Below are 25,859 nucleotides of genomic sequence, written 5' to 3'. Positions count from 1 at the left end.
GCGCGCATGACTTTCGACTCGCCTCTCGCCGCTTATCAACATGCCATCGCCCAGCAGGGCTTCGTTGCCGATGACGCCCAGCGCCAGGCAGTGGATGCCCTGCAAGCCTGTCACGAAGCCCTGCACCGGGGCCACCCACCGATCACCGGGGTGTATCTATGGGGGCCGGTGGGCCGGGGCAAAACCTGGTTGATGGACCAGTTCTACCACAGCCTGCGTGTACCCGCGCGGCGCCAGCATTTCCATCACTTCATGGGCTGGGTGCATCAGCGCTTGTTCCAGCTCTCCGGCATTCCCGACCCGTTGCAGGCCCTGGCCCGTGAACTGGGCCGGGAGGTGCGGGTGTTGTGCTTCGACGAGTTATTCGTCAGCGACATTGGTGATGCGATCATCCTTGGCCGCCTGTTCCAGGTCATGTTCGAGGAGGGGGTGGTCATGGTCTGCACCTCAAACCAGCCGCCCGACCAACTGTATGCAGACGGTTTCAATCGTGAGCGTTTCCTGCCAGGTATCGAGGCCATCAAGCAGCATATGCGCGTGGTGGCGGTGGACGGTGGCGAGGATCATCGACTGCATCCGGGTGTGGGTGTGCAGCGTTATTGGGTCAACCAACCGGAGGCGTTGGCCACGCTGTTCAAACAACTGAGCCAGGGGCAACGGGTGAGCAGTGGGGCGGTCAGCGTTGGGCACCGCTCGATTGTGGCTGTGCAGGCCAGTGACACCGTGCTGTGGTGCCGCTATGCCGACCTGTGCGAACAACCCCTGGCCGCCATGGACTTCATGCTGCTGTGCGACCGTTTCAAAGCGATTTTGCTGGGGGAGGTGCCCAACCTCAGTGCGCAAAGGCGCCCTGGCCGGATTGCCCGTGGCACCGAGGACGCTGCCCAGCGCGTGGTGGCCGGGGATCGCGAATTGCCTGAGCTCTCGGTACACGATGACAGCGTGCGCAGATTTATCGCGCTGGTGGATGAATGCTACGACCGCAAGGTGCCGTTATTCATCGAAGCCAAGGTCCCGTTGGCAAGCCTCTACACGGAAGGCTACCTGGAGTTTCCGTTCCGTCGCACCCTGAGCCGATTGCAGGAAATGCAATTACAGCGTTTTGGCGTATGAGCGTACGAAAAAGGCCCTGGAATGACCTGGCAACCTATTTTGATCGGCATAACCTTCGCGTTTTCAGGCAGGTATTTGTAGTTAATCTCCTTCATCTATTACCGGCGCCATGCTTACAATCGTGCCCTTCGGAGGGAGCTGAATTCCCTTTTTTGTTTTTGATTGAGGAAGGAAATGGACACCCCTGACATTCTGGTGCTGCAAGCCAGCTACACCAATCCCGTGCATGCCGATGCCATTGGTCGTGTGCTCAACCACTATGCAGAAGACCCTATGGGGGGCGGGCACAGCCTGCCGTCGGACTTGCTGCGCCAACTCCCGGCGGAACTGGCGAAACGCCCCCATGCTTTTAGCGTGTTGGCGTTTGTCGGTGGCGAACCGGCCGGGTTGGTGAACTGTTTTGAAGGGTTTTCCACGTTCGCCTGCCGTCCATTGGTCAATGTTCACGACGTGGTGGTGATGAATCCATTTCGTGGCCTGGGGCTGAGCCAGAAGATGCTGCACAAGGTCGAGGAAATCGCTCGCCAGCGCGGCTGCTGCAAGATCACCCTGGAAGTGCTGGAGGGCAATGCCGTGGCCCAGTCGGCCTACCGCAAGTTCGGTTTTGACGACTCGGTGTTCGATCCGGCCCATGGGCGCATGTTGTTCTGGAACAAGCCGCTGTAATAAATAACCGGCGAAAAAAAAGGCGCCATCAAATGGCGCCTATTAAACCTTTGCCAACGGAGCGGAATGGCACAGGGTGTTGCGGATTAAGTCAGCGTTAATTAACTCTTTGATTGTGGCTCGGCCGTTTTTTGTTCGGCAGAGTCGATTTTTAATGTCTTGCCGTCGGCGACTTCCGTTTGTTCGGCGGTGCCGTGGAGTTTTTGCTGGACGAAACTGAAGTCGTTGTAAAACGCCTTCGAACGCTCTGAGCCGCCTTCTGCGAATGCGGCGGCGGAGGTCAGGGTCATCAGGCTGGCAAGCATCAGGGTGGAGAGTTTCATGGCAGTGTTCCCGTTAAGAGTGATCGGTATCCGCTCTGTCCTTGATCAGATTCATGGGGCGAGTGTGGAGTGATCTTATTAAGTGGGAATTAACGCGGAACTGCCCCCGAAGTTAACATTTTCGTTAACTTCGGGTTAAAAAGTCTTACAGTCTCCAGTCCAATGCCAAGGTGATCGAGCGGGGTTCGCCCCAATACACACCATTATAAAAGCCGACGCGCTCGTAATATTTTTCATCAAATAAATTGTTGACGTTAACTGACGCCGAAACATGTTCGTCGAATTGATAGCGAGACATCAGATTGACCACGGTATAAGCCTGCTGTGTGATCTTCGTTGATTCGGTGATCAGGTAGCCGTCCGCGTCGCGACCGCCGATCGGACGGTCGGCAAATGCGTAGAAGTCGCTTTGCCAGTTCACCGCACCGCCCACCGTCAATCCGCGCCATTCGCCCGGCAGGCGATAGGTGCTGGACAGCTTCAACAGGTTCATCGGCTGGTCAGTGTTGCTGCGCTGTTTGTTGCCGTTGAGCGAATGGGTGTAGGTGTAGCCCGCCGTGAGGTTCCAGTCCGGCATGACCTCGCCCGACACTTCAACTTCAAAGCCTTGCACCTGGTTGCCCTTGCCGCCGGATGTGTAGAACTGCTCGCCCGTTTCCCGGTCGGGCTCGGCGCTGTTGTCCAACTCGGCCACGTTGTCCTGGGTACTCCAGAAGTAGGCGGCGGCCAGGTTCAAACGCTCGTCCAGCAGGCTGCCCTTGAGGCCCACCTCGTAATTGCTGCCCACCACCGGCTCCAGGTACTTGCGGCTGGCGTCGCGCTCATCCTGTGGGTTGAAGATATCGGTGTAGCTGGCGTAAAGCGTGTACTGCGAGGTGATGTCGTAGAGCAGCCCTGCATACGGGGTCAACATGTCGTTGTGAGTCTGACGGGTCTTGGGGGCTAGGGTCAGTTGGTTGTTGGCATCGTATTCTGGCGCGACGCTTTCGATTTCCCAACTGCCATAGCGGCTGCCCAGCACGGCGTGCAACTTGTCGGTCAGGCTCAGGCGAGTGGCCAGGTAGCCGGCTTTCTGCTGTTTGCTGGAGTGGGAGCCTTTGAGCCCGGTGGTGCGGTCGGGAAATTTGGCGATACCGCCCATGTGTTGCCAATCAGGGATGGTGACGTAATCGGCGGGAGAGCGATTGCGTTGGAAGGGCGAAGTGTCGCGCTGCTGCGACTCGCCATATCCCACCATCAATTCATGCTCGCGGCCCAGCAGCGAATAGGCGCCGGCCAGGTTGAAATCCACCACGTCCATTTTCGAGGTGCCGACCATCTGGTTGGTCCAGGCGGTCATGCCGCTGCCATCGGCATTAGGGAATCCCGCGCCACCGTAATACACCTTGCCATCGGTGTCGCTCTGGCGGTGGGTGTAGGCGGCCTTGAGGCGCCAGTCGGCGGACAGCTTGTGATCGACGGATGCAAAGGTGGTCTGGTCCTTCAGCGGCCAGGAACTCCAATCGGCGGCCATATTGGCCGAGCGTGACAGCCGAGCTTTACCACCGTCGCTGTTCCAGTAAGGCAGGGTGCCCCAGGAGGTGCCTTGCACATGCTTGTTCTGATAATCGAACCCGACTGCCACCACGGTATCGTCCGTCAAATCGGCCTCGAGCACCCCGTAGCCCACTTCCCGTTGCAGCGCGTAATTGTCGCGAAAGGATTGGCTGTCTCGGTAGGCCATGACGCTACGCCCGCGCAGGCGCCCCTCAAAGCCCAGCGGACCGCCGACGTCCAGATAGTTGTAGTAATTGTCATGGCTGGCGCCGCTGACACCGGCCCTGGCCTGCCATTGCGCGGTCGGGCGCTTGCGGATCATGTTCACGGTGGCTGAGGGATCGCCCGCGCCGGTGGTCAAGCCGGTGGCGCCGCGTACCACTTCGATACGGTCGTAAATGATGGTGTCGGCGTCGGACTTCATGCGCCCGAACGTGTTGAGCATGCCATCCACCTGGAAATTATTGATGGAATAGCCCCGGGAGGAATAACCGGCACGGTCGGAATCCAGGTGCTGCACCGTGACCCCGGTGGTCTGGCGCAGGGCGTCGGTCAGGGTATTGAGATTGAAGTCATCCATTTGCTGGCGGGTGATCACCGAAATGGATTGAGGGGTTTCCTTGATCGATAGGTTCAGCCGCGTGGCGGTGCTCATCGAACCGGTGGTGTAGGCCCCGGTGTGCTCGGTAGTGGCCCCCAGGCCTTCGGCGGTGACGCGGGTGCTGCCCAGCTCCAACGCGGTGGCGGGTGTTTGCTCGGGGTCGTTTTCAGCCAGCAGGTCGGGGCTCAGTACGATACTGAACAGGCCGAGGGTGAAGGTCATGGAACGGGTGAGAGGCGCGAACATCGCGGAAGACTCCTTGTCGTCTTTGAAGCCTTCCCAGTAAGAAAAGGCCTTGGCTCAAAGACGAAAGGAGGCGTGAAACTTTAGGCTTAAACGAGAATGATTGTTATCGTCGCTGGGGCGACGCTGGTGGTCACTTCGCTACGACTTCTGCCCCGTCAGCTTTCTTTGGCTTGATCAGGCTGAAGTCGATCAAGGCTTTCTGCTGGCGCTCGTAAGGGTTGCCGATCAGCAGCGGGCGCGGCTTGAAACTGTCGCTGACCAGGCTTTTGCTGCGGTCCAGCTCGTCGAAACTCAGCCCGGCCAGGTCTGCCCAGGTATGAATCAACTGCGAGCTGCTATAGGGGCGCTGCAGGTCGCCGGCAAAACTCCAGTCGTGGGTTTCGCGCCACTTGGGAGAGGCGTAGGCCATGAACGGGATGGTGTACATCGGTGCGGTGGGTTTGCCTTCGTTGCGCCCCAGGGTGCTGTGGCCGGCGGAGTCGAAGACGTCTTCACCGTGGTCGGACAGGTACAGCAAGAAGCCGTTGGGGTCGGTCTTGGCGTAGCTCTTGATCAGGCTGGAGACCACGAAGTCGTTGTACAGCACGGCGTTGTCATAGCTGTTGTAGGTGGGCAGCTGGGCGTCGCTGATGCCTGCCGGAACCCCCTGGCGATCGGTGAATTTGTCGAAGGTCGGCGGATAACGGTACTGATAGCTCATGTGCGTGCCCAGCAGGTGCACCACGATGAACTTGCGCTCGGCCGGGTCGGCCATGGCCTTGGCGAATGGCTCCAGTACGTCGCCGTCATACTGGCGGGCGTTCTGGTTGCGGTTGTTGTTGAGGTACACCTGCTCGTCGGCCTGTTCGGAAAAGGTCGTGAGCATGGTGTTGCGCTTGGTCATGGTCTGCTGGTTGGTGATCCAGTAGGTCTTGTAGCCCGCCTGTTTCATCATGCTGACGATCGACGGCGTCTTGAGGTACAGGTCCGGGTTTTCTTCGTCGGCGAAGGTCAGCACCTGTTGCAGCGCTTCGATGGTGTAGGGGCGCGGGGTGATGACGTTGTCGAATACCGCCAGTTGGTCGCGCAGCTTGTCCAGCTCGGGCGTGGTGTTGCGCGGGTAGCCATAGAGGCTCATGCGCTGGCGGTTGGTGGACTCGCCGATCACCAATACCAGGGTCGAGGGTTGGTTGGCCATGCTGTCCTTGAGGTTCTTCAAGGGCGGAATCTGGCTGGCGCTGGTGAGCATGCCCTGCATGTTGTCGAGCTGCTCGGTGTAGCGACGATAGGCCACGATCATCTGCCACGGCACGGCCGGTTCGACGCGGGTTTCAAAGCGGTCGATGGCCTGTTCCATGTTGTCGCTCGTGGCGATCTGCTTGACCAGCGGGTAGCCCACGACGGCCAGCACAATTGCCGTCGCCGCCAGTATCGATTGACCACGGGGCAGGTACACCGGGCGCAGGCGCGTCCACAGGAACACGGCCAGGGCGGTATGGGCGATGAACGCCAGCACGATCCACCAGGCAAAATATTGGGTCGCGTATTCACCGGCTTCAGAGATGTTCGACTCGAACATGATGAAGATGACGCTTTGGGAGAATTCCTGCTGGTAGATGAAGAAATAACCCAGGCTGGCCATGGAGCAGGCCCACAGCACCACACCGATCAACGCGGCGAGCAGGCGGGTGCGGCGCGGGAATAACAACATCGGCGCGAGCCACAGTGCGCTCATGAAGAAGGCTTGGCGAAAGCCGCTGAAACCGGAGGTGCCGGTCAGTTGTATGAGGAGTTGGGTAATACCCGAGAAGTACCAGAAAAACAGAAACAACCAGCCAAGGCCGGCCCAATCAAAGCCTTTCGCAGACTTGGTGCTGCGTTTGAACATCGCCATCCAGCGCTCCAGCAAACTTAAATTCAATCATCGGTTAGCAGTACCCGCACGGGTTTTCATCCGCAGACCGGACATTCATCGGGCGCAGTATCGACAGTCGTGTGTGAAAAGTTTGTGAGTTTAAGACGCGGTGTTTGCCCCTCTCGAGTCCGGTACTGATCCGGGCGCCGCTGGCGGATCTGCCGCGTTTCGCGGTGAGGCTCGACATTTGGGCGTGGACGGATAAGACCGCCCGCTGCAAAGGGCCGGAATTGATCGAGGGATTCGAACGGCGGGTGGAGAAGCGCTTCCACTCAGGACGCCGGGGTGTGAGGACCTTGGGCAAAGGGCATTTGAAGTTGGCGGGCCTCAGGTACGAGACCGGTTGTGACGACCAACTTCGCGAAGCGCAGAGCCGATGGCGGTTATCGCCAGCAGTGGTATCCGGGAGCGAGAGGCACAGCGGTTTTTACCCCTGTATGCCCGCTGGGCTCAGCCGTGGGCGGGGGCTGCCAGTGCGACGGCGCTGGGGCCTTGCAATTGCATCTGCAACTGCGCGACTTGCATCAGCAGTTGATCGCGTTCGTCCTTCAGTTGGCGCAACTCATCGCGGCGGATGGTGACGTAGAGGGTCTGTGCCGGGCGGTTCATCTGTGCTGTGCTCATTGCTTACCTCGCAAATAGCCGGTAGATCGCGACGCCAGAACGCTTGATTCGAGGTTCTCGGCATCAGTCGGAAGCAATTCTGAATTCTTTTTCGTATCAAGGGAACTTTTTTATTTTTGATGGTCGTGTGACTTTTGTCGGCGTGATGGTGAAACGATGGCTACTTTTTTGTCATGAAACTACCGCCATCCGCGCTGGACTAACCCTCAATAGCTTCATTGCGCTATAAACTAGGCACACATTTTTTGAGTAGTTAGGAGCATCAGCACATGCAACTGGGGATTATCGGACTAGGCCGCATGGGCGGGAATATTGCACGGCGCCTGATGCTCAATGGGCATACCACCGTTGTTTACGACCGTAACGAAGCATTTGTCAAAGGCTTGAGCGAGGAGGGCGCCACCGGCGTCGCCGACTTGAAAGCCCTGGTTGCCGGGCTGCAAAAGCCTCGCGCCGTTTGGGTCATGTTGCCGGCAGGCGACCCCACTGAAAACACCATCAATGAGTTGAGCGAACTGCTGGAAGACGGTGATGTGATCATCGACGGCGGCAACACCAACTATAAGGACGACGTTCGTCGCGCCAAGACGTTGTCGGAAAAAGGCCTGCACTATGTCGACGTCGGCACGTCCGGCGGCGTCTGGGGGCTGGAGCGCGGTTACTGCATGATGATCGGTGGCGACACCGAGACCGTGCAGCGACTCGACCCGATCTTCGCCAGCCTGGCGCCGGGCCTGGGCAATATCCCGCGCACCAAGGACCGCTCCGCTGCCGCTGACCCCCGCGCCGAGCATGGCTATATCCATGCGGGCCCTGCGGGTTCCGGGCACTTCGTCAAGATGATCCACAACGGCATCGAGTACGGGATGATGCAGGCGTTTGCCGAAGGGTTTGACATTCTCAAAACCAAGAACTCGGAAAACCTGCCGCAAGACCAGCGCTTTGACCTGAACGTTGCCGATATCGCCGAAGTCTGGCGCCGTGGCAGCGTGGTGTCGTCCTGGTTGCTGGACCTGACCGCCGATGCCCTGGCCACCGACCCGAAACTCGACGGCTACTCCGGCTCCGTTGCCGACAGTGGCGAAGGCCGCTGGACCATCGAGGCCGCCATGGAGCAAGCCGTGCCGGTGCCGGTGCTGTCCACGTCGCTGTTCGCGCGTTTCCGTTCCCGCCAGCAGAGCACCTACGGTGACAAGATGCTGTCTGCCATGCGCTTCGGCTTTGGTGGTCATGTGGAGACTTCCAAAAAATGACCGCCAACGGCAAAAAAACCAAGGCCGAACCCGCTCCTCCCACCACCCTGTTTCTGTTTGGCGCCCACGGCGACCTGGTCAAGCGCCTGCTCATGCCGGCGCTGTACAACCTCAGCCGTGACGGCCTGCTGGGCGATGGCCTGCGCATTGTCGGCGTTGATCACAACGCCATCAGCGATGCCGACTTCGCCAAGAAACTCGAGGACTTCATTCGCACCGAAGCTGCCGGGAAGGTCAGGGGTAACGCCGACAATGCCCTGGACCCAAAACTGTGGGCGCAGCTGGCCAAGGGCATCAGCTACGTCGAGGGCGACTTCCTCGACGACAGCACCTACGCCGACATCGGCAAGAAGATCGCCGACAGTGGCACCGGCAACGCGGTGTTCTACCTGGCCACCGCGCCGCGCTTCTTCAGTGAAGTGGTGCAGCGCCTGGGCAGTGCCGGCTTGTTGACGGAAACCGATGACAGCTTCCGCCGCGTGGTGATCGAAAAGCCCTTTGGCTCCGACCTGGCCACTGCCGAAGCGCTGAATGCCAGCCTGCTCAAAGTGATGAGCGAGAAGCAGATCTATCGCATCGACCATTACCTGGGCAAGGAGACGGTGCAGAACATCTTGATCAGTCGTTTCTCCAACGTGCTGTTCGAAGCGTTCTGGAACAACCATTACATCGACCACGTGCAGATCACCGCGGCGGAAACGGTGGGCGTGGAAACCCGGGGTAATTTCTTCGAAAAAACCGGCACCTTGCGCGATATGGTGCCCAACCATCTGTTCCAGTTGCTGGCGATGGTGGCCATGGAGCCACCGGCGGCGTTTGGCGCCGATGCAGTACGGGGCGAGAAGGCCAAGGTGATCGGGGCTGTACGCCCCTGGTCCCTGGAAGATGCGCGGGCCAATTCGGTGCGCGGGCAATACACCGCCGGTGAGATCGGTGGCAAGGCGCTGCCCGGCTACCGCGAGGAAGCCAACGTGGCGCCCGACAGCAGCACCGAGACGTTTGTCGCCCTCAAGGTGATGATCGACAACTGGCGTTGGGTCGGTGTGCCGTTCTACCTGCGTACCGGCAAGCGCATGAGCATTCGCGACACCGAGATCGTGATCTGCTTCAAGCCGGCGCCGTATGCACAGTTTCGCGATACCGAGGTCGATGAGCTCAAGCCCACCTACCTGAAGATCCAGATCCAGCCCAATGAAGGCATGTGGTTCGACCTGCTGGCTAAAAGGCCCGGGCCGACATTGGACATGGCCAATATCGAGTTGGGTTTTGCCTACGAGGACTTCTTCGAGATGCAACCGTCGACCGGTTACGAAACCTTGATCTACGACTGCATGACCGGAGACCAGACCTTGTTCCAGCGCGCCGACAACATCGAAAACGGCTGGCGTGCGGTGCAGCCGTTTCTCGATGCGTGGAAAGAGGACGACGGGATCCAGGCCTACAAGGCCGGTGAAGATGGTCCGGCGGCGGCCGATGCGTTGCTGGCCCGCGATGGCCGTGCCTGGCATTCGCTCGGATGAGTGACGCAGCGATCCATCCCGTCCGGTTTGTATTGAGTGATATGGACGGCACCTTGCTGCGTCCTGATCACACCCCGACCCAGCGCACCCTCGACACGGTGCGTGCCTTGCGCGCTGCCGGGGTACTGTTCAGCCTGGCCAGCGGACGCCCGCCCAAGGCGATGTTGCAGATGATCGAAGCGTTCGGCATCGACGTGCCCGTGGCCGGCTTCAATGGCGGCACGTTGGTCAACCCTGATGGCACTGTGCTGGTGGCGCATTATTTACCCGCGGAGGCGGCGCTGGTGACGTTGGCGCTGTTTTCCGGGGTGCCGGACGTGGAAGTCTGGGTGTTTGCCGACGGTGAATGGCTGCGGCGCGATCCGTCCGGCCCCATGGTAGCGGTGGAAGCTGCTGGTTTGGGGTATGGGCCGCGAGTGGTCGAGAGTTTTGAGCCGTACCTGGATCGGGTCGACAAGATCGTCGCCGCCAGCCGCAACGCGCCATTGCTGGTGGAACTTGAAGCGCAATTGCAGCCCAAGGTGCAGGGGCTGGCCCAGGTATCGCGTTCGCAACCGATCTACCTGGATGTGACGGCGATGAAGGCCAACAAGGGTGAAGCCTTGAAGACCCTGGCGGCGCACCTCGGGGTGCCGCTGGAGCAGACGGCGGTCATCGGCGACGGCGGCAACGACCCGGCGATGTTTCAGGTGGCGGGGTTGTCGATTGCCATGGGGCAGGCTGAAGAAAGCGTCAAGCGCCAGGCCAATGTTGTTACCGGCAGTAATCTCGAAGACGGTGCAGCCGAAGCGATCGAACGGTTTATTCTTGCGGCGCAGTCAGGGCGAAAAGTTAAACCGGCTGTACTCTAACAGCGAACTTCCGATCATTGTTTTGCAATGGGGCAATGATCGGAAGTTGCCGCGCCGATTTACTTGGGCATTGCCCAGGACTGTAACTGGTAGCCATCTTTGTCGAGTTCGGCGCGGGCTTGCAACAACAAGTCTTCCAGTTGTGCCGGGTCGGTGTAGGCACTCGACGACAGCTGTTTGCGGCCGATACGTTTGTTGGTGCGGTCGACGACGCTCAGGCTGAGGGCGCCATTGCCATCGTGCCAGGCCACACACTGAAAGGGCTGGAAAGCACGGTCTGCGATCAAAAGAGCTTCGTTGATGCGGAGCGGGGCGTTCATGTGGGTCTTCTCTCTCATTGCCCATTCAATTAAGTGCCGGCGGTTGGGCAGTCCGTGCGGCGGTTACTTGTACTGATGCACGATGATGGGGTACGGGTCACATGTTAGAGCAACAATTTTCAACTTTCCCTGATTGAAGTCATGTAAGCGGCTGTTTTGAAAGCGCAATGTAAGTCTCCAGGCGAAGCAACTTTTTACCCGGAATCGCAGGCAGATGGCTTTTTGCCCGCACTTATAGCGAAATGGTACAAGCGCCGCGTCAATACCTTGCTAGTGTTACCGCCAGGCGTCACAAACTGTTGTTTCTAAATAACTTTACTATTTTTGGCGCCAAGGAATAGTCATGGTTGTTACACCTGTCCAGCGCCGTTTGCTTGTGGTCGATCCCTGCGATGACTGCCATGCGCTATTGCCTGGCCTGCGCACTGCCGGGTGGGAGGTGGACAGCTGTACCCTGGAAGCGGTGGGAGACCGGTCCTGCGATGTGGGCTTGCTGCGTTTGCAGCCTTATCACCTGGAGCGACCCGAGGCCGTCAAGGAGCTGATCAGCCGCAGTGGCACCGAGTGGATCGCCGTGCTCAACCAGGAAGTGTTGCGCCTGCAGAACGTCGGTGATTTTGTCTGCGAGTGGTTCTTCGACTTCCACACCCTGCCATTCGATGTCTCTCGGGTACAGGTCACCCTGGGCCGCGCCTTTGGCATGGCGCGCCTGCGAGGCAAGGGCCATGCCCCGGTCAACGAGCCCGAACATGAATTGCTTGGCGACAGCCGGCCGATCCGCGAGTTGCGCAAACTATTGTCGAAGCTGGCGCCCACGGAGTCGCCGGTACTGATTCGCGGCGACAGCGGTACGGGTAAAGAACTGGTCGCCAAGACCCTGCATCGGCAATCCCAGCGCCATGCCAAGCCGTTTGTAGCGATCAACTGCGGGGCGATCCCCGAACACCTGATTCAGTCTGAGCTGTTCGGCCATGAAAAAGGCGCGTTTACCGGCGCCCATCAGCGTAAGGTCGGGCGGATCGAGGCGGCGAACGGCGGCACGCTGTTCCTCGATGAAATCGGCGATTTGCCGATGGAACTGCAAGCCAACCTGCTGCGCTTTCTCCAGGAAAAACAGATTGAACGGGTCGGCGGCAGCCAGCCCATCCCCGTGGATGTGCGTGTGCTGGCGGCGACCCACGTTGACTTGGAAGCGGCGGTGGCCAAGGGCACGTTTCGCGAAGACCTGTATTACCGCCTGAATGTGCTGCAAGTGGTTACCGCGCCCCTGCGCGAACGCCACGGTGATGTGGCGATGTTGGCCAATCACTTTTCACGCTTCTACAGCCAGGAAACCGGCCGGCGCCCGCGCAGTTTCAGCGAGGGCGCCCTGGTCGCCATGGGGCAACACCCGTGGCCGGGCAATGTACGTGAACTGGCCAACCGCGTACGGCGTGGCCTGGTGCTGGCTGAAGGACGGCAGATCGAAGCCGTTGATCTGGGCCTGGAAGGCGAACAGGCAATTTCTTCGCCGATGGCTACACTGGAAGATTACAAGCACCGCGCCGAACGCCAGGCGCTGTGCGATGTGCTCAACCGGCACAGTGACAACCTGAGCGTCGCGGCCCGTGTGCTCGGCGTTTCCCGGCCGACGTTCTACCGGTTGCTGCACAAACACCAGATCCGCTAGGGCGGGTAAACCGAAAAGCCCCGCAACGACCCTTATCGTTGCGGGGCTTTTCCTTTGTTAAAGGTCCCCTTGCGCAGCCAAGGAACACCGGCTGGGACGCTCCGTGTCCCGATGCCGCTAGAAGTAATACGGGAATTTCAAGCTGAAGGTGAAGTCCGGCGCATCATCCGTCATGCCGATCGCCAGGTTCGGCACGATCGTCAGGTTATCCGATGCCGCAATGGTCATGCCCACGTTGAAGTAGCCCGCATTGGCGTCGCTGGAGACCACCGATTGCCAGTCGCCGCCGTCCTGCTTGACTTTGCTCTTGCGCTGTACCAGATCGGACACCGAGAACGACATACTCATCTTTTCGTTCAGGGCGAAGGCTACGCCGACACCGAACTGGAAGCTGTCCCCCAGGTGAATCTTGCCGGGTATTTTCTGGTTGACGTTGGGGCTGATATCGCTGAACGAGTCTTCGAAGTTATGGGTATAGGACAGCGATCCGAACAGCACCGCCGGGTCGAACGTCTTGACCAGGGATATCCCCGGCGTGATCGACCACACACCGTTGCCCGTAGGCAGGCTTTCCGGCACGGCAAGGTTGTCGTTGCCGGGCTGCTCGATCAGCTTGATGCCATAGGGATCCTCGCCGGTAGGGGCCTTGACCCGCAACGACACTACGGCATCCGGTAGGCTGACGCTCTCGTCGAGGAACTTGTAGGCAATGCCGAAGTTGACGTCGCCGATGGTCGGATTGCGAGTGACCGAACCTTCCGAGGTGACGTTGGAGCTGCCGCCGGCACCACCGGACTGGTAAGTCGATTCGCGGTACACCACTGGCACGTTCACATCGAATTGCCAGCGGTTGTCCACGTTGTAACGCCCGGTCATGTCCAAGGTCCAACTGTCCGACTTGATCCGGTCCAGGTTGATGTTGCCCAGGAAGATCGAATCGAGCGCCAGGAAACCATTGAGGGACAACTGGCGAGCATCGTAGCGGGCATAAGTAATGCCGGTTTCGAAGCTGAACTTGCCATTGCCGAAAAAGCCGCTGGCCTCGTTGTACAAGTTGCTCACACTTTGTGCGGGCGCCGAGTCGTCCTTCAGGCTTTGCCCGTAGGAACTGCCGCCACCTGCGCCGCCCGACGCCGTCGCTGCACCGGCCCCCGGTGTATTGCCGGCCACTGTGGTGCCGCCTTTGCGCAGATCGGCGGGAGATTTGACCAGGCGTTTAGGGGCAGGCGTTGCGGGTTGGTCTTCTACCTGCCGTACCCGTTGCTCCAGTACCGCCAGTGCTTTTTGCTGCACTTCATAGCGTTGTTTAAGTTCCAGCAGCTCCTGTTTCAGGGTTTCGATATCTGCCTCCGGTGCGGCATACAGCACGGATGCCGGCAGGAGCGTACTCAAACAAACCACGGCACGTAACGATAACGATCGATGCATGAAATAGCCGTCCCTTTTTTTAATGCGTAAGTGTCGTGGCTCAGCGTAGTTCAATAACCGGCGGGACGGAGGCCTTTAAGTTGATCCAAGTTAAGGTTTTGCGTGATGTTGTTCAAACCGTTGTTTCCCAGCACTACATTGAGGTTGGTCAAGTTGCTCACGAAGTTGCTGTTGCCTTGAATGACAGTGCCTTGCAGCACGTTGCCGCCGCCGATTTGCTGCACGACATTGCCCTGGTTGTTATTGGCCAGTAGCGCCATTTGCAGCCCGCCGTTCTTGGCGGTTACGGTGACCTGGCCAGCAGCGGTGCTACCGGTGATCGACTGGCCTGCCACCAGGGCCTGCCCTGACTGTACGTAGTTGGCGGGGGCCAAGCCGTTTTTGGTGACGTTGATGTCGACACCGTTGGTGGCCGTGTTGCCGTCACCCGCGGCCCGCACCGTCTGGACCACGCCCTGGCCTGTACCGAGCCCTGCGCCGCCGACCACCGTGCCAGTGCCTTGAGGTTGCTTGACCACTCCGGAACCATCGTTGCCGGTAATCTGTACGTAAAACTGCGGGGTGACAGTGGACGAGTTGACTTGCATGTTGGCGGTGCCGGTGACCGTTGCACCGGCAGCATTGGTCCAGGTACTGCTCATCACAATGCCAAAGCTGATAATCCGCCCCGGCATCACATAGCGGCCGCGCAGCTCGGCCATTTCCGAATCCTTGAGTTCGATCGGCTTGAACGCCGACGAGGCATACACAGGTGCTGAGGCTGCCAGGCACATGACTGTCAGCCAACGGAGAGTGTTCATCGTCTGCTCCTTCTTGCGCTTCTAGAAGAAGTCGCTCGAGATAAAACCGAAATCCATCAATTCGCTGTCGCGTACCGGGCTGAACTCGTTCAACTGTTTCTTGGCGGTCAGCGGCGTGGGCGGGTCGAGCAGGGCATTGGCTTTGTCGTAGCCTTCACCCAGTACGGCGAAGACGATGCCGTTCCAGCCTTTGATGAAATCGTCTTTGGCATAACGCTTGTGACCCAGCACGGGGTCGCCGATGTACACCCAGTCCTTATCGGCGCGCTGCAACACCACGAAATGTTTGTAGCCGCGAATGTCCAGCAGCACTACAACGGGCACTTTCACGGTAATCAGCACTTCTGGAGTGATCCGATAGCCCCTGGCACGCATGTGGATGCTTTCCAGGTAGCGCTTCATGTCGAGCATGGAGAAGCCCTGGGTACGCACCAGATCCTGGTCGGCGTTGAGCAGCATGCCCTTGATGACGTGGTCTTCGTCCACGTCCATCCAATAGGCTTGGCGCAGGATGGTGGCGAGTGCGGCGGCACCGCAGCTGAAGTCGGTTTTCTGTTCCACCAGGTTGGCGAATTTGCGCTCGCGAATGCTTTCGACCTTTTTGTAGATCAACCCACCGCCGGGCATGACCACGGCCAATTGTCCTGCCCAGGTTGGGCCGGTGAGTGCTAGCAGCAGGCAGAAGGCGACGAGGCGCATGATCGTATGACCTGTTGGACACTGGAAATAAAAAGGGCCTTGTTGCCAAGGCCCGATCTGGATCAGAAGCGAGTGGTGGATTGGACCACAACGTTGTTCTGACCTTGGTTGTTGCTGCCCGACAGAACGTTAGAGTTCGACACCCCAGAGCTGTAGTTCATCGAGTTGTTCACGCTGGCGTTGTTGACAACAGGTTTGGTGCTCCAGCTGTGGCCGCTGCTGATATTGAGGGTCAGGTTGCTGCTAACTTCCTGCACACCATTGACGGTTGCGAGGCCGCCAGAGCCATCTTTGTTCGATTGAACGACAGTGCTGTTGCTGGCTTGGTTGGACGTGCCCGCTGCGGCGTTCAACTGAATGATGCCCGAAGCGTTGTTACCGCTATCGTTGAGGGACGCATTGTTTTTGGTACCGCTGTTGATCACCAGGTTACCGGTATTCGATTGTGCAGAGTTCACAGCGGCGAACACGAAGTCTGCATCGGCAGACTGGACGACTACATCGTTTTTGCCTTGGTTGTTGTCACCGCTGAGAACGTTGCCGTTGGCTACGCCACTGCTGTGGTTGTAGGAACTGTTGGCCGATGCGTTATTTTGGGTTTTGTCGTTGATCACCACGTTGCCATGGTTGCTTTGACCGTCATTGGCGGCCGCCGCAGCGACGGTTGGCGGTTTTGGGTGGTGGTAGGGTTGACCCGCTTGAGCAGCAACAGCCATGAGCGCAGCGAGAGCGAAAGCCAGTGGTTTGAGAGCCATTGTAGGTTTCATGGTGTATCTCCTTGCTTCTATTGGTTGGTTAAGTGTTGGTGCCTTTCTAACTAGCGACTCAGCTTCATCAGTTGAGTCGTACATTCAGGGTGTTAGCCACTCGGTTCCCCACCCCGGCGCTCTGGTTGACCTGTACCACTCCACGGCTGCCGGTGAAGGCCTGGTCGCTGGTAACGACCTGGCGGCTGCCAGTGATAGGGGTCGCCCCTGAGTCGGTTGCAAGCGCAACGGTCTGTTGCGACATGACACTGTCGTCGATGCTTTGCGGACCAGCGCTGACGCTGATTTGCACGGCATTGATCATCTGGTTCTGGGCTCCGGCCGACTGATTGACGCTCAGTACACCGTTGCCTTGGCTGAAAGAGCTGCCCTGAATCGCCGCTTTGGCATTCAGGGAGCGGTCGACGGCCACACCGTTGATTTTTTGCGTGACCGAGAGATTCGCCTGGGCGTTGTGGCCCACTGTGATGGCGACGTTATTGCTCAGTTGCTGCTGGTCGCCGGCCGCCTGGTTGAGCAGTACGATCCCATTGCCCTGGCTGCCCGAGTTATCAATGGTTGCGGTGTTGTCGGCCATTGCCGTGGAGCATCCCAGTACGAGCACAAGCATCCAGGAACGATTCATTTCATTGCCCCCCCGACCATGCCGCTGATGTTGTTCAGTGGTTGCAGGCCGCTGGACACCGCGCTGTTGACCGTACCGGCGATACCGCCGCCACTGTGACCAGGCGCTGCGCCGGCACCCAGGCCGATACCGCCGCCGTTGTTGTTCAGGCCGGCGATGTCGCCGGTCGGCATGATGCTGCGCGTGAGCCTGGCGCCACTGCTGATGCCCGCGAAGTCGTTGTCGCTGAGCTCGCTGTTGGTGGCGCGATAGACCTGTGCCGATGGATTGGTATTGGCGGTAGTGGGGTAGGGGTCGACACCGCGAGAACGGCCGATGGCGTAAGGTTGCACCTGGCGTTCAATCACGATCACACCGTCACCTGCAGCGAGCACTGGAGCGCTCACGCTGGCACCGAGTACGCAGCTGATCAGCAGAAGGCTCAATAAGCCCGAAGTGTGAGTGACCACGGCAGCATTCCTTTTTTCTGCGCGCTGACCCTAAACAGCGCTGTGAGGAATAGAGCAGAACGCGTGCCGATTTTTAATATTGTTTATTATTCAATGGGTTATGAATATTGGCGGGCAAAGTAGTGGCTGCGTTGTTTCATGGTTGAAACACCATTGCCCAGGTGCGCACTGACCCGAACCCAGCAAAAACGCTTCACCTGGTTGTATCAGTGCTGTAACACCGCACATGACAAAACGATGAAATGGCTCAGCACGGGCGGTCCAGGGACGGGAGGTGTTTCAAAAATGGACACCGCAGGCCCAAGCGAGCCTGCCTGTGCAAACGCAGGGTTCAGCCTTTGGGGGCTTTACGCGGGATGGCGTTGAGGACGGGATTGCCGTCCTGGTTCTGGGTCAGGTAGACCGGCAGTACCTTGGGCAGGGAAGGGATAAGGCTATTGACTTCACTGGTGTTGTAGATGCCACCGATGCGGATTGCCCCGGTGTTGGCATCCGCCAGCATGACCGGCTTGTTGAGGTAGCGATTGATCAGGGGCAGGGCATCGGCCAGGGCCAGGTTGTCGAGCACCAGCTTGCCCTGGCGCCAGGCCAGGGCGGAGTCGTTGGGGTTCATCGAACTGATTCGAGGGGTGGCATCGCCCTGCTGGTAGCTGGCCTGCATGCCTGGCGTCAGTGGCACGCTGCCATGCGCCTTGTCGCTGGAAATCTGCACCGAGCCTTCGAGCAGCATCACCCGTACCTGGTCGTCATATTTCCAGACATTGAACTGCGTGCCGGTGACTCGCACCTGGCCTTCGCCGGCCCGCACGATAAAAGGATGGGCGCGGTCATGGCTGACCTTGAAAAACGCCTCGCCTTTTTTCAGCGTGACCTGGCGCTGGTCCTTGTAGTGGCTGTAGACCAGTTCGGTGCCGAGGTTGAGTTCCACCTGGCTGCCATCGCCCAATGTGACCTGGCGTAAGCCGTTGGTGGCCTCGAAGCGCTCATAGGAGCTGGGCAGCCAACCCGCTTCCCAGCCGGTAAAGGCTAACAGGGGCAGGGCCGCGAGGCTGATCGCTGCGGCAACGGCATAGGTGCGCAGCCGGCTGCGTGGTTTGAGCGGCATCCCCGCCGAGGCCGCCTCATTGCGTGGCAAATGATCGGCCACGTCCCAGATTTCCAGCATCGCTGCGTATTCGAACGCATGCAGCGGATGAGCGTCGTGCCACTGCTGAAAGGCCTGCCGTTCGCCCGACGTGCAATCACTCGCATGCATACGCATGCACCAATGCGCGGCGGCGTCGGTGATGGCGTCATATTCGGCTTCTGAAAGGGACTTTTCGCTCATTAACTCATCCTGATTTCCCACATTCTAACCTCCACAGCCGGATAGCGAGAACAGCCATGATGGCAATTGCACTTCAATTGGAATTTATTCTCGTTTGAAAGCCGAGAAAACTGGGGGTATGAGTCCGTCACTCCTACCATCCCTGTGTTGCGAGGCACCGGAACGGCCATGGCTGATCAACCTTAACGCCCGGCAGATGGGGCTGTTGTGGCGAGCAGGCTTGTTGTGGTGATCGAGCTTGTTGTGGTGAGCGGGCTTGTTGTGGCGAGCGGGCTTGCCCCGCGCTGGGCTGCGCAGCAGCCCCAAAACCAGGCACCGCAGTGTGTCAGTTAAAAACACATCGCCTATAATGGGGCCGCTTCGCGCCCCAACGCGGGGCAAGCCCGCTCGCCACAACCAGCCCGCTCGCCACAACAAGCTCGATCACAGTAAGCTCGCTCGCCACAGGGCATATGGCGATAGATAACTGAAGCGCCCGTTGACAGCAGCCACAGGGGGCGTTGTTTAATCAACGGTCTGGATTCTTGTTGTCTCTTCCAATTACAAAATCGGAGCTACAGATGTCTGCCCAGTCCCCGATAGTTGACAGTCCTTCAGTGTTCATTGGTTTCAATGACCTGGTGGGGTTGCTGCATGCCATCTTCGTGAAACACGGCACCTCGCCTGAGGTTGCCTCGATCCTGGCGCGCAATTGCGCCAGCGCCGAGCGCGACGGCGCGCATAGTCACGGAATCTTCCGCATTCCCGGCTACCTGAGCACGCTGGCCAGCGGTTGGGTCGATGGCAAAGCCACACCCGTGGTCACGGATGTCGCCTCCGGCTTCGTGCGGGTGGACGCCTGCAACGGCTTCGCCCAGCCGGCCCTTGAAGCGGCCCGTGCACTGCTGGTGGACAAGGCCCGCAGCGCCGGCATTGCGCTGCTGGCCATCCATAACTCCCATCACTTCGCGGCACTGTGGCCGGACGTCGAGCCCTTTGCCGAGGAAGGGTTGGTGGCGTTGAGCGTGGTCAACAGCATGACCTGCGTGGTGCCCCATGGCGCCGATCGGCCACTGTTCGGCACCAATCCCATCGCCTTTGCCGCCCCCCGTGCCGATGGCTTGCCCATCGTGTTCGACCTGGCCACCAGTGCTATCGCCCATGGCGACGTACAGATTGCCGCGCGCAAGGGCGAGCGATTGCCGCCGGGCATGGGCGTCGATAGCCTCGGTCAGCCGACCCAGGACCCCAAGGCCATATTGGAAGGCGGCGCGCTGTTGCCCTTCGGCGGGCACAAGGGCTCGGCGTTGTCGATGATGGTCGAATTGCTGGCCGCCGCCCTGACCGGGGGCAACTTCTCCTTCGAGTTCAACTGGGCCGATCACCCAGGCGCGCGTACCCCCTGGACCGGGCAATTGCTGATTGTCATCGACCCGAGCAAAACAGCTGGGCAAAGCTTTGCCGAGCGCAGCCAGGAACTGGTGCGGCAGATGCATGCGGTGGGGTTGCGGCGTTTACCGGGGGATCGACGTCATCGCACGCGGGCGAAGTCGCAACAGCAGGGGATTGAACTGCAAGCGCAGGACCTGGCGCAGTTGCAGGCGCTGCTCGAAGACTGAAAGGGGCGGCGCCATGGGCGCAGCCCCTGGCGCATCAGTTACGGCGGCCGAGCAACAGGCCGACGACCAGGCCGAAGCCCGCCGAGATAGCCACGGTCTGCCATGGGTGGCCACCGATGTAGGTCTCGGTGGCATCGACCACCGGCTTACTGCGCTCGCGCACGTTGGACACCGAGTCCAGCGCTTGCTTGAGTTTGATGGCGACCTGCTCGCGCAGGGTTTCACCTTCTTCGCCCACCAGCGAGGCGCTGCTCTTGAGCAGTTTGTCCGATTCTTCGATCAGCGCCGTGAGTTCGCTGAAGGCTTGATCCTTGATTTGATCTTCAACAGCTTGGGCAGCGGTTTTGCGGGCCATTGTGTGACTCCTTGCAGGTAAATGTGACAGTGAACAATGGAGTGCCGGGCGATGGCAAAAGTTGCAGTTTTTTTGCCAGGCACGGGTTCTGGGCAAAATCTGAATCAGGAAATTTCGACCTACAGTGTAAGATGTCACCTATTTGTGCAGCAGGTAATTCAACATGAGCTTCAATCTCGCCAACAAGACCCTCGCCGAACGCGCCGAGCTGGAAGATGAAAAGTCCCGTCTCTACGACCTGTGGCAAAGTAACCTGGGCAAGGCCAAGGGCGAAGCCGCCCGGTTGTTCGGCGAACGTGCCAAGCGCAAGGGCAAGTGGGCTGAATGGGTACGCGCGGAACTTGACGGCATGTCGCCGCCGGAGTTCTCGAACATGGTGCGCAGTGAAGTCAACAAGCTGATGGCGGCCAAGTAAAACTGGCGCTGATCGCTTCGCGCACCTTGAGCAGCAGCGGGTCTAACTGGGCCTGTGTACGCCAGCCCAGTTCCACCGGGTAGCGGGGCAGCGCCAGCGGGCAGGGCAGTACGCAAAGCCCGGTGAGGCCGGCGATGGCCTCGGCCGCATGCCCGGGAATGGTTGCCACTGCCTGGCTGCCCTTGAGCAGGAATGGCAGTGCGGCAAAATGGCTGGTCGAGGCGCACACCTGGCGGCTCAACCCCTGTGCCGCCAGCCCCTCATCGGTGATCCCGATAAACCCGCCCGACGACACCAGGATGTGCTCACGCGCCACGAACTCCGCCAGGTTGATGCCATGCTGGCCCGGCGCCAGGCTGTGGGCGTCCACCAGGCAGCGATAATCACCTTCCCCCAGTACTAGCCGGCTCAGCCTGCGTTCGGCAAACCCGCCGGCGGTGATCGCCAGGTCCAGGGTGCGATCGAGCAGGGCACCGGCGACGATCTGGCTGTGGGTCTGACGGAAGATCACCCTGAGTTTCGGCAGACGCTGTGCGATGACGTCCATCAGCCGACGGCCATAGGCGATCTCGAAGTCGTCGGACAGACCCACCACGATCGATCGCCCTTGATAGTTCGGGTTATCCGGATGGGTCATCGCCAGGCTTTGTCGGCAACGGTCCAGTGCCTCACTGATCACCGGCTTGAGTTGATTGGCGCGCAAGGTCGGCGCCAGGCCCCGGCCGGTACGCACGAACAACTGATCACCATACAGTTCGCGCAAGCGGCGCAACCCCGCGCTGATGGCCGATTGCGTCACACCCAGGCGCAACGCCGCGCGGCTGGCGCTGGACTCATCGTGCAGGGCTTCGAAGGTTTTCAGCAGGTTCAGGTCGACCTGGGCGATATTCATTTGGCTCATATCATTTAGCACTGAAGTGGGCTTTATTCATGATCGAGCCTGGCCCGAGAATGGGCAACCCCCCACTACTTGGAATGATCGTGATGCCTGTTTCTATTGTGGCTGCATTGCAAATCGGTGCCTTGCCGGGCGGCAAGGCCGAGACCCTCGCGCAAATCCTGGCTTATGAAGACGAAATCCTGCGCAGCGGCGCGCAACTGGTGGTGATGCCGGAGGCGCTCCTGGGCGGTTACCCCAAAGGTGAAGGTTTCGGCACGCAACTGGGTTATCGCCTGCCCGAGGGGCGCGAAGCCTTTGCGCGTTATTTCGCCAATGCCATCGATGTGCCGGGCACCGAGACCGAGGCGCTGGCGGGGTTGTCGGCCCGTACCGGCGCGAGCCTGGTCCTGGGTGTGATCGAGCGCAGTGGCAGCACCCTGTATTGCACCGTGCTGTATTTCGAACCGTCTGGCGGTCTGGTGGCCAAGCACCGCAAGCTGATGCCCACTGGCACCGAACGTTTGATCTGGGGCAAGGGCGATGGCTCCACCTTGCCGGTGATCGACACGGCGGTAGGGCGGGTCGGCGGCGCGGTGTGCTGGGAAAACATGATGCCGCTGCTGCGTACGGCGATGTACGCCAAGGGCGTGCAAGTGTGGTGCGCGCCGACGGTGGACGAGCGTGAGATGTGGCAGGTGAGCATGCGTCATGTGGCGCACGAAGGGCGTTGCTTTGTGGTCAGTGCGTGCCAGGTGCAGGCTTCGCCTCAGGCGCTGGGCATCGAGGTTGCCAACTGGCCTTCAGAGCGCCCGTTGATCGCAGGTGGCAGCGTGATTATCGGCCCCATGGGCGACATCCTGGCTGGGCCGTTGCTGGGGGAGGCGGGGCTGCTGACCGCGCAGATCGACACTGACGATTTAGTGCGCGCGCGGTATGACTACGATGTGGTGGGGCATTACGCCCGGCCGGATGTTTTCGAGCTGGTGGTGGATGAACGCGCCAAGCCAGGCGTGCGCTTTATCACCGACTGAAGCCTGATGCCCGTCAGCTAAGGCTTTTTTGTAGGAGCGAGGGGGACGCCTGGTTCTTGCTCGCGAAAAACTCACAGGCGCCGCGTTCATTCAGGAAGCACGCGTTATCGTTGACGTTTTTCGCGAGCAAGAACTAGGCGTCCCTCTCGCTCCTACAGAAGGGCGAGCCCCGTCCCACCTTTGGCCCTCAGCTTTTGGGCGATTGGGTTTTCAGCCATTCCTCGCGGGTCATTTCCCAGATATGCCGTGGGAAAGTACCTTCCACAAACTCACCTTCATCCGTACGGATCAAACGCATGCCCGTACGCTCGGAAATACGCCGCGAGCCCAGGTTGGGTGCCGCCTTGGGCACCCGCAGCAGCGGGCGCTTGAGCACGCCGAACCAATAGTCGGTCACCGCTGTGCTGGCCTCGGACATCAAACCTTGCCCTTGCCATTGCGGCCCTAGCCAGAACCCCCGGTTGTTATCCTGCTCGTCCATCAAGCTGACGTTGCCAATCAACTGTTCAGGCGCGCTTTTCAGGCGTAGCGACCAGTGCCATTCCTCGCCACGGGCCATGGCGGGGAGGGCGTTCTGTTCCAGATAGGTGCGCGCGCCGTTGGCCGGGTAGGGCCAGGGCACCAGGGCGTTGAGGTAACGCACAACTTCCCAATGCGGGAATTGCTGCTGGATCCCTTCGGCATCGTCCAGGGTCAGTGGGCACAGGATCAGGCGTTCGGTGAAGAGTGTCGGTTGCATGGTGTCATTACCAGGTCGCGGTATTCGGCAGGTCCAGGGTGCCACGGTCCACAAAACGCATGGTGCCGAACAGCCCGCCCGCTAACTTGCCGCGCAGTACATAGGGCAGGTTGTTCAAGCTCTGGGTCTGGCTCAGGCCCAGGGTCTGGCGCAATACGGAAAACGCCGAAACGCTGACCGGCACCATCAGCACCGTCTCGGAAAAACGTGGGATGGATCCGCGTTGATCACTCACCCCCGACGCCAGCGGCCGGCCATTGACCTCCAGGTCCAGGGCCACGCCGTTGTAGTCGATCGGAGTTTCATTGGGGTTCTGTACCCGCAGTTTCACGGCGAAGCGTACTTCCAGGTCCTGGCTTTGCAGGGGTTCGATGCCCACCACATTGATCGTCACCGGGTCGCGGTTGGGGAACAGGGCGCAGGCGCTCAGGGTGAGCAGCAGTAGCGATAGAACCATGAGCTTGCGCATACAAAGGTGCTCCTAGTGCGTGACGTCCGGGTCCTGCATTACTTTGAGGGTTGAGGACTCCGGATCAAATTCATCTTCTTCCAGCTCTATGAACGCTTCGGGCAGGAAAATGTTCAGCAGGATTGCACAGAACGCGCCCACGGTGATCGGCGATTCAAAGATGTTGTGCAGTGCCTTGGGCAGGTCACGCAACACTTCCGGGACTGCCGCGACGCCCAGGCCCATGCCCAGCGAGATCGCCACGATCAACACATTGCGCCGGTGCAGCCCGGCTTCGGCGAGGATCTTGATGCCGGCCACCGCAACGGTGCCGAACATGATCAGCGTCGCGCCACCAAGCACCGGTTTCGGCATCAGTTGCAGCACCGCGCCGATCATCGGGAACAGCCCCAGCAGCACCAGCAGGCCGGCGATGAAGTACGCCACATAACGGCTGGCCACGCCGGTGAGCTGGATCACGCCGTTGTTCTGGGCGAAGGTCACCATGGGCAGGCTGTTGAAAGTGGCCGCCATCGCCGAGTTGAGGCCGTCGGCCAACAGACCGGACTTAATACGCTTGATGTACAGCGGGCCCTTGACCGGCTGCTGGGAGATCATCGAGTTGGCTGTCAGGTCGCCGGCGGCTTCCAGGGGCGAAATCAGGAAGATCACCGCCACCGGGATAAACGCCACCCAGTCGAATGAGAAACCGTACTTGAACGGCACCGGCACGCTGATCAGCGGCACCTGGGGCAGGGCTGCCAAGTCGACGCGGCCCAGCCACCAGGCCACCACGAAGCCCAGGGTCAGGCCGATCACGATCGAGCCCAGGCGCAGGAACGGATTATTGAAGCGGTTGAGTACCACGATGGTCAGCAGCACCAGCGCCGCCAAGCCCATGTTGCTTGCCGCGCCCAGGTCGCTGGCGCCAAAACCACCCGCCATGTCGGTGACTGCCACCTTGATCAGTGACAGGCCCATCAAGGTAATGATGGTGCCGGTCACCACCGGGGTGATCAGCTTGCGCAGCTTGCCGATGAACTGGCTGAGCACCACTTCAATAAATGCTGCGAAAAAACAGATGCCAAAGATCGTCGAGAGGATCTCGTCGGTGCCGCCGCCCCGCGCCTTGACCATGAACCCTGCACTGAGGATCACGCTGATAAAGGAAAAGCTGGTGCCCTGCAGGCACAGCAGCCCTGAACCGATCGGGCCAAACTTGCGCGCCTGGACGAAGGTGCCGAGCCCCGACACAAACAGCGCCATGCTCACCAGGTAGGGCACTTCGCTTTCCAGGCCGAGCACGCCACCGACGATCAGGGTGGGGGTGATAATGCCGACAAAACTGGCCAACACATGCTGCAACGCGGCAAACATCGCTGCGGTGAAGTGCGGGCGGTCTTCCAGGCCGTAGATCAGGTCGGATTTATAGCGCGGGCGGGCGGCTTGAGCGTCAGACAAAATACAGGCTCGGGTCGAAAAGGGAGGCGCAGGATGCCAGAAACAGCCGGTTGTCAGAAGTGTGAAAAAATATTTCGGATTTTTTCAATTAATTTCTCAACCCTGCCGATAGCCTGGATAGGCCCACACTCCAATTAGAACGGTGGCGCCAAAGGTCCAGGCTGCGCGTTGACGCCCACGGATCGTGTCGCGGCAAGGATGCTCGCCCACACTACTTCTCG

The 25,859-nt window shown here is 59.8% G+C and carries 26 protein-coding genes; 9 read left to right on the top strand and 17 right to left on the bottom strand.

What is annotated here, in order from left to right; all coding sequences use genetic code 11:
• The first annotated feature begins 6 nt into the window (after positions 1 to 6).
• The gene (gene zapE / locus AB7933_RS19415) at positions 7 to 1,113 is read left to right on the top strand and encodes a cell division protein ZapE (protein ID WP_024075842.1); all 1,107 of its coding nucleotides are present in this window, start codon (positions 7 to 9) and stop codon (positions 1,111 to 1,113) included.
• A 174-nt stretch (positions 1,114 to 1,287) separates the two neighbouring features.
• Entirely contained in the window at positions 1,288 to 1,779 is a 492-nt protein-coding gene (locus AB7933_RS19410; RefSeq protein WP_024075841.1) for a GNAT family N-acetyltransferase, read from the top strand.
• 101 nt (positions 1,780 to 1,880) lie between these two features.
• Here the strand turns inward: AB7933_RS19410 and AB7933_RS19405 are convergent, their stop codons facing one another.
• From AB7933_RS19405 to AB7933_RS19390, 4 genes are all read right to left on the bottom strand, one after another.
• Entirely contained in the window at positions 1,881 to 2,102 is a 222-nt protein-coding gene (locus AB7933_RS19405; protein WP_024075840.1) for a hypothetical protein, read from the bottom strand.
• A gap of 145 nt (positions 2,103 to 2,247) precedes the next feature.
• Complete coding sequence (locus tag AB7933_RS19400) at positions 2,248 to 4,485, bottom strand: TonB-dependent siderophore receptor (RefSeq protein WP_024075839.1); 2,238 nt, start codon at positions 4,483 to 4,485, stop codon at positions 2,248 to 2,250.
• A gap of 130 nt (positions 4,486 to 4,615) precedes the next feature.
• Positions 4,616 to 6,358, bottom strand: coding sequence for a phosphoethanolamine transferase CptA (locus tag AB7933_RS19395; protein ID WP_024075838.1), 1,743 nt, complete (start codon positions 6,356 to 6,358; stop codon positions 4,616 to 4,618).
• Between the two features lie 471 nt (positions 6,359 to 6,829).
• Entirely contained in the window at positions 6,830 to 7,003 is a 174-nt protein-coding gene (locus tag AB7933_RS19390; RefSeq protein ID WP_024075837.1) for a DUF6026 family protein, read from the bottom strand.
• Between the two features lie 269 nt (positions 7,004 to 7,272).
• On the opposite strand from AB7933_RS19390, the gene gnd reads away from it, so the two are divergent.
• From gnd to AB7933_RS19375, 3 genes are read left to right on the top strand one after another with little or no spacing between them, the layout of a single operon-like run.
• Positions 7,273 to 8,256, top strand: coding sequence for a phosphogluconate dehydrogenase (NAD(+)-dependent, decarboxylating) (gene gnd, locus AB7933_RS19385; protein WP_024075836.1), 984 nt, complete (start codon positions 7,273 to 7,275; stop codon positions 8,254 to 8,256).
• Positions 8,253 to 9,776 (top strand): glucose-6-phosphate dehydrogenase, encoded by a 1,524-nt coding sequence (zwf, locus tag AB7933_RS19380; RefSeq protein WP_024075835.1) that lies wholly within the window; start codon positions 8,253 to 8,255, stop codon positions 9,774 to 9,776. Before gnd ends, zwf begins: the two co-directional genes overlap by 4 nt.
• Complete coding sequence (locus AB7933_RS19375) at positions 9,773 to 10,627, top strand: Cof-type HAD-IIB family hydrolase (protein WP_024075834.1); 855 nt, start codon at positions 9,773 to 9,775, stop codon at positions 10,625 to 10,627. The genes zwf and AB7933_RS19375 overlap by 4 nt, the downstream gene beginning before the upstream one ends.
• Positions 10,628 to 10,686: 59 nt before the next feature.
• Here the strand turns inward: AB7933_RS19375 and AB7933_RS19370 are convergent, their stop codons facing one another.
• Positions 10,687 to 10,947 carry a hypothetical protein gene (locus AB7933_RS19370; RefSeq protein WP_024075833.1) on the bottom strand — a complete coding sequence of 87 codons (261 nt, stop codon included), beginning with the start codon at positions 10,945 to 10,947 and terminating at the stop codon, positions 10,687 to 10,689.
• 343 nt (positions 10,948 to 11,290) lie between these two features.
• Here AB7933_RS19370 and AB7933_RS19365 point away from each other — a divergent pair, with 343 nt between their 5' ends.
• The gene (locus AB7933_RS19365) at positions 11,291 to 12,616 is read left to right on the top strand and encodes a sigma-54 dependent transcriptional regulator (RefSeq protein WP_024075832.1); all 1,326 of its coding nucleotides are present in this window, start codon (positions 11,291 to 11,293) and stop codon (positions 12,614 to 12,616) included.
• A 117-nt stretch (positions 12,617 to 12,733) separates the two neighbouring features.
• On the opposite strand, the gene AB7933_RS19360 is transcribed toward AB7933_RS19365, so the two are convergent.
• From AB7933_RS19360 to AB7933_RS19330, 7 genes are all read right to left on the bottom strand, one after another.
• The gene (locus tag AB7933_RS19360; protein ID WP_024075831.1) at positions 12,734 to 14,044 is read right to left on the bottom strand and encodes a transporter; all 1,311 of its coding nucleotides are present in this window, start codon (positions 14,042 to 14,044) and stop codon (positions 12,734 to 12,736) included.
• 50 nt (positions 14,045 to 14,094) lie between these two features.
• Positions 14,095 to 14,844 carry a hypothetical protein gene (locus AB7933_RS19355; protein ID WP_024075830.1) on the bottom strand — a complete coding sequence of 250 codons (750 nt, stop codon included), beginning with the start codon at positions 14,842 to 14,844 and terminating at the stop codon, positions 14,095 to 14,097.
• Positions 14,845 to 14,865: 21 nt separating this feature from the next.
• Positions 14,866 to 15,543 (bottom strand): C39 family peptidase, encoded by a 678-nt coding sequence (locus tag AB7933_RS19350; protein WP_024075829.1) that lies wholly within the window; start codon positions 15,541 to 15,543, stop codon positions 14,866 to 14,868.
• A gap of 62 nt (positions 15,544 to 15,605) precedes the next feature.
• Positions 15,606 to 16,310 carry a hypothetical protein gene (locus AB7933_RS19345; protein WP_024075828.1) on the bottom strand — a complete coding sequence of 235 codons (705 nt, stop codon included), beginning with the start codon at positions 16,308 to 16,310 and terminating at the stop codon, positions 15,606 to 15,608.
• A gap of 67 nt (positions 16,311 to 16,377) precedes the next feature.
• The gene (locus tag AB7933_RS19340; protein WP_024075827.1) at positions 16,378 to 16,935 is read right to left on the bottom strand and encodes a hypothetical protein; all 558 of its coding nucleotides are present in this window, start codon (positions 16,933 to 16,935) and stop codon (positions 16,378 to 16,380) included.
• Positions 16,932 to 17,384: a hypothetical protein gene (locus tag AB7933_RS19335; RefSeq protein ID WP_024075826.1), complete on the bottom strand. Its 453-nt coding sequence runs from the start codon at positions 17,382 to 17,384 to the stop codon at positions 16,932 to 16,934. The genes AB7933_RS19340 and AB7933_RS19335 overlap by 4 nt, the downstream gene beginning before the upstream one ends.
• A 331-nt stretch (positions 17,385 to 17,715) precedes the next feature.
• Positions 17,716 to 18,711 (bottom strand): FecR family protein, encoded by a 996-nt coding sequence (locus tag AB7933_RS19330; RefSeq protein WP_024075825.1) that lies wholly within the window; start codon positions 18,709 to 18,711, stop codon positions 17,716 to 17,718.
• A 560-nt stretch (positions 18,712 to 19,271) separates the two neighbouring features.
• Between AB7933_RS19330 and AB7933_RS19325 the strand changes: the two genes are divergently transcribed.
• On the top strand, positions 19,272 to 20,309 hold the full coding sequence (locus AB7933_RS19325; RefSeq protein ID WP_024075824.1) for an Ldh family oxidoreductase: 1,038 nt from the start codon (positions 19,272 to 19,274) through the stop codon (positions 20,307 to 20,309).
• Positions 20,310 to 20,343: 34 nt separating this feature from the next.
• Here AB7933_RS19325 and AB7933_RS19320 read toward each other — a convergent pair whose 3' ends face one another.
• Positions 20,344 to 20,664 (bottom strand): DUF883 family protein, encoded by a 321-nt coding sequence (locus tag AB7933_RS19320; RefSeq protein WP_016979401.1) that lies wholly within the window; start codon positions 20,662 to 20,664, stop codon positions 20,344 to 20,346.
• Positions 20,665 to 20,827: 163 nt separating this feature from the next.
• On the opposite strand from AB7933_RS19320, the gene AB7933_RS19315 reads away from it, so the two are divergent.
• Positions 20,828 to 21,079, top strand: coding sequence for a hypothetical protein (locus tag AB7933_RS19315; RefSeq protein ID WP_024075823.1), 252 nt, complete (start codon positions 20,828 to 20,830; stop codon positions 21,077 to 21,079).
• Here the strand turns inward: AB7933_RS19315 and AB7933_RS19310 are convergent.
• Entirely contained in the window at positions 21,054 to 21,971 is a 918-nt protein-coding gene (locus tag AB7933_RS19310) for a LysR family transcriptional regulator (RefSeq protein WP_024075822.1), read from the bottom strand. The two genes, AB7933_RS19315 and AB7933_RS19310, sit on opposite strands and share 26 nt — an antisense overlap.
• A 92-nt stretch (positions 21,972 to 22,063) precedes the next feature.
• On the opposite strand from AB7933_RS19310, the gene AB7933_RS19305 reads away from it, so the two are divergent.
• Positions 22,064 to 22,990 (top strand): carbon-nitrogen hydrolase family protein, encoded by a 927-nt coding sequence (locus tag AB7933_RS19305; RefSeq protein WP_024075821.1) that lies wholly within the window; start codon positions 22,064 to 22,066, stop codon positions 22,988 to 22,990.
• Between the two features lie 187 nt (positions 22,991 to 23,177).
• Here the strand turns inward: AB7933_RS19305 and AB7933_RS19300 are convergent, their stop codons facing one another.
• Genes AB7933_RS19300 through AB7933_RS19290 form a run of 3 tightly spaced genes read right to left on the bottom strand, consistent with a single transcriptional unit; the run spans position 23,178 to position 25,638 of the window.
• Positions 23,178 to 23,729 carry a GNAT family N-acetyltransferase gene (locus AB7933_RS19300; protein ID WP_024075820.1) on the bottom strand — a complete coding sequence of 184 codons (552 nt, stop codon included), beginning with the start codon at positions 23,727 to 23,729 and terminating at the stop codon, positions 23,178 to 23,180.
• A 7-nt stretch (positions 23,730 to 23,736) separates the two neighbouring features.
• The gene (locus AB7933_RS19295; protein ID WP_024075819.1) at positions 23,737 to 24,198 is read right to left on the bottom strand and encodes an LEA type 2 family protein; all 462 of its coding nucleotides are present in this window, start codon (positions 24,196 to 24,198) and stop codon (positions 23,737 to 23,739) included.
• A gap of 12 nt (positions 24,199 to 24,210) precedes the next feature.
• Positions 24,211 to 25,638 (bottom strand): nucleobase:cation symporter-2 family protein, encoded by a 1,428-nt coding sequence (locus AB7933_RS19290; RefSeq protein ID WP_024075818.1) that lies wholly within the window; start codon positions 25,636 to 25,638, stop codon positions 24,211 to 24,213.
• Positions 25,639 to 25,859: the final 221 nt, after the last annotated feature.

Source organism: Pseudomonas gorinensis (assembly GCF_042015035.1).
Lineage (GTDB): Bacteria > Pseudomonadota > Gammaproteobacteria > Pseudomonadales > Pseudomonadaceae > Aquipseudomonas > Aquipseudomonas gorinensis.
This window is presented reverse-complemented; position numbering and strand designations above follow the sequence as displayed.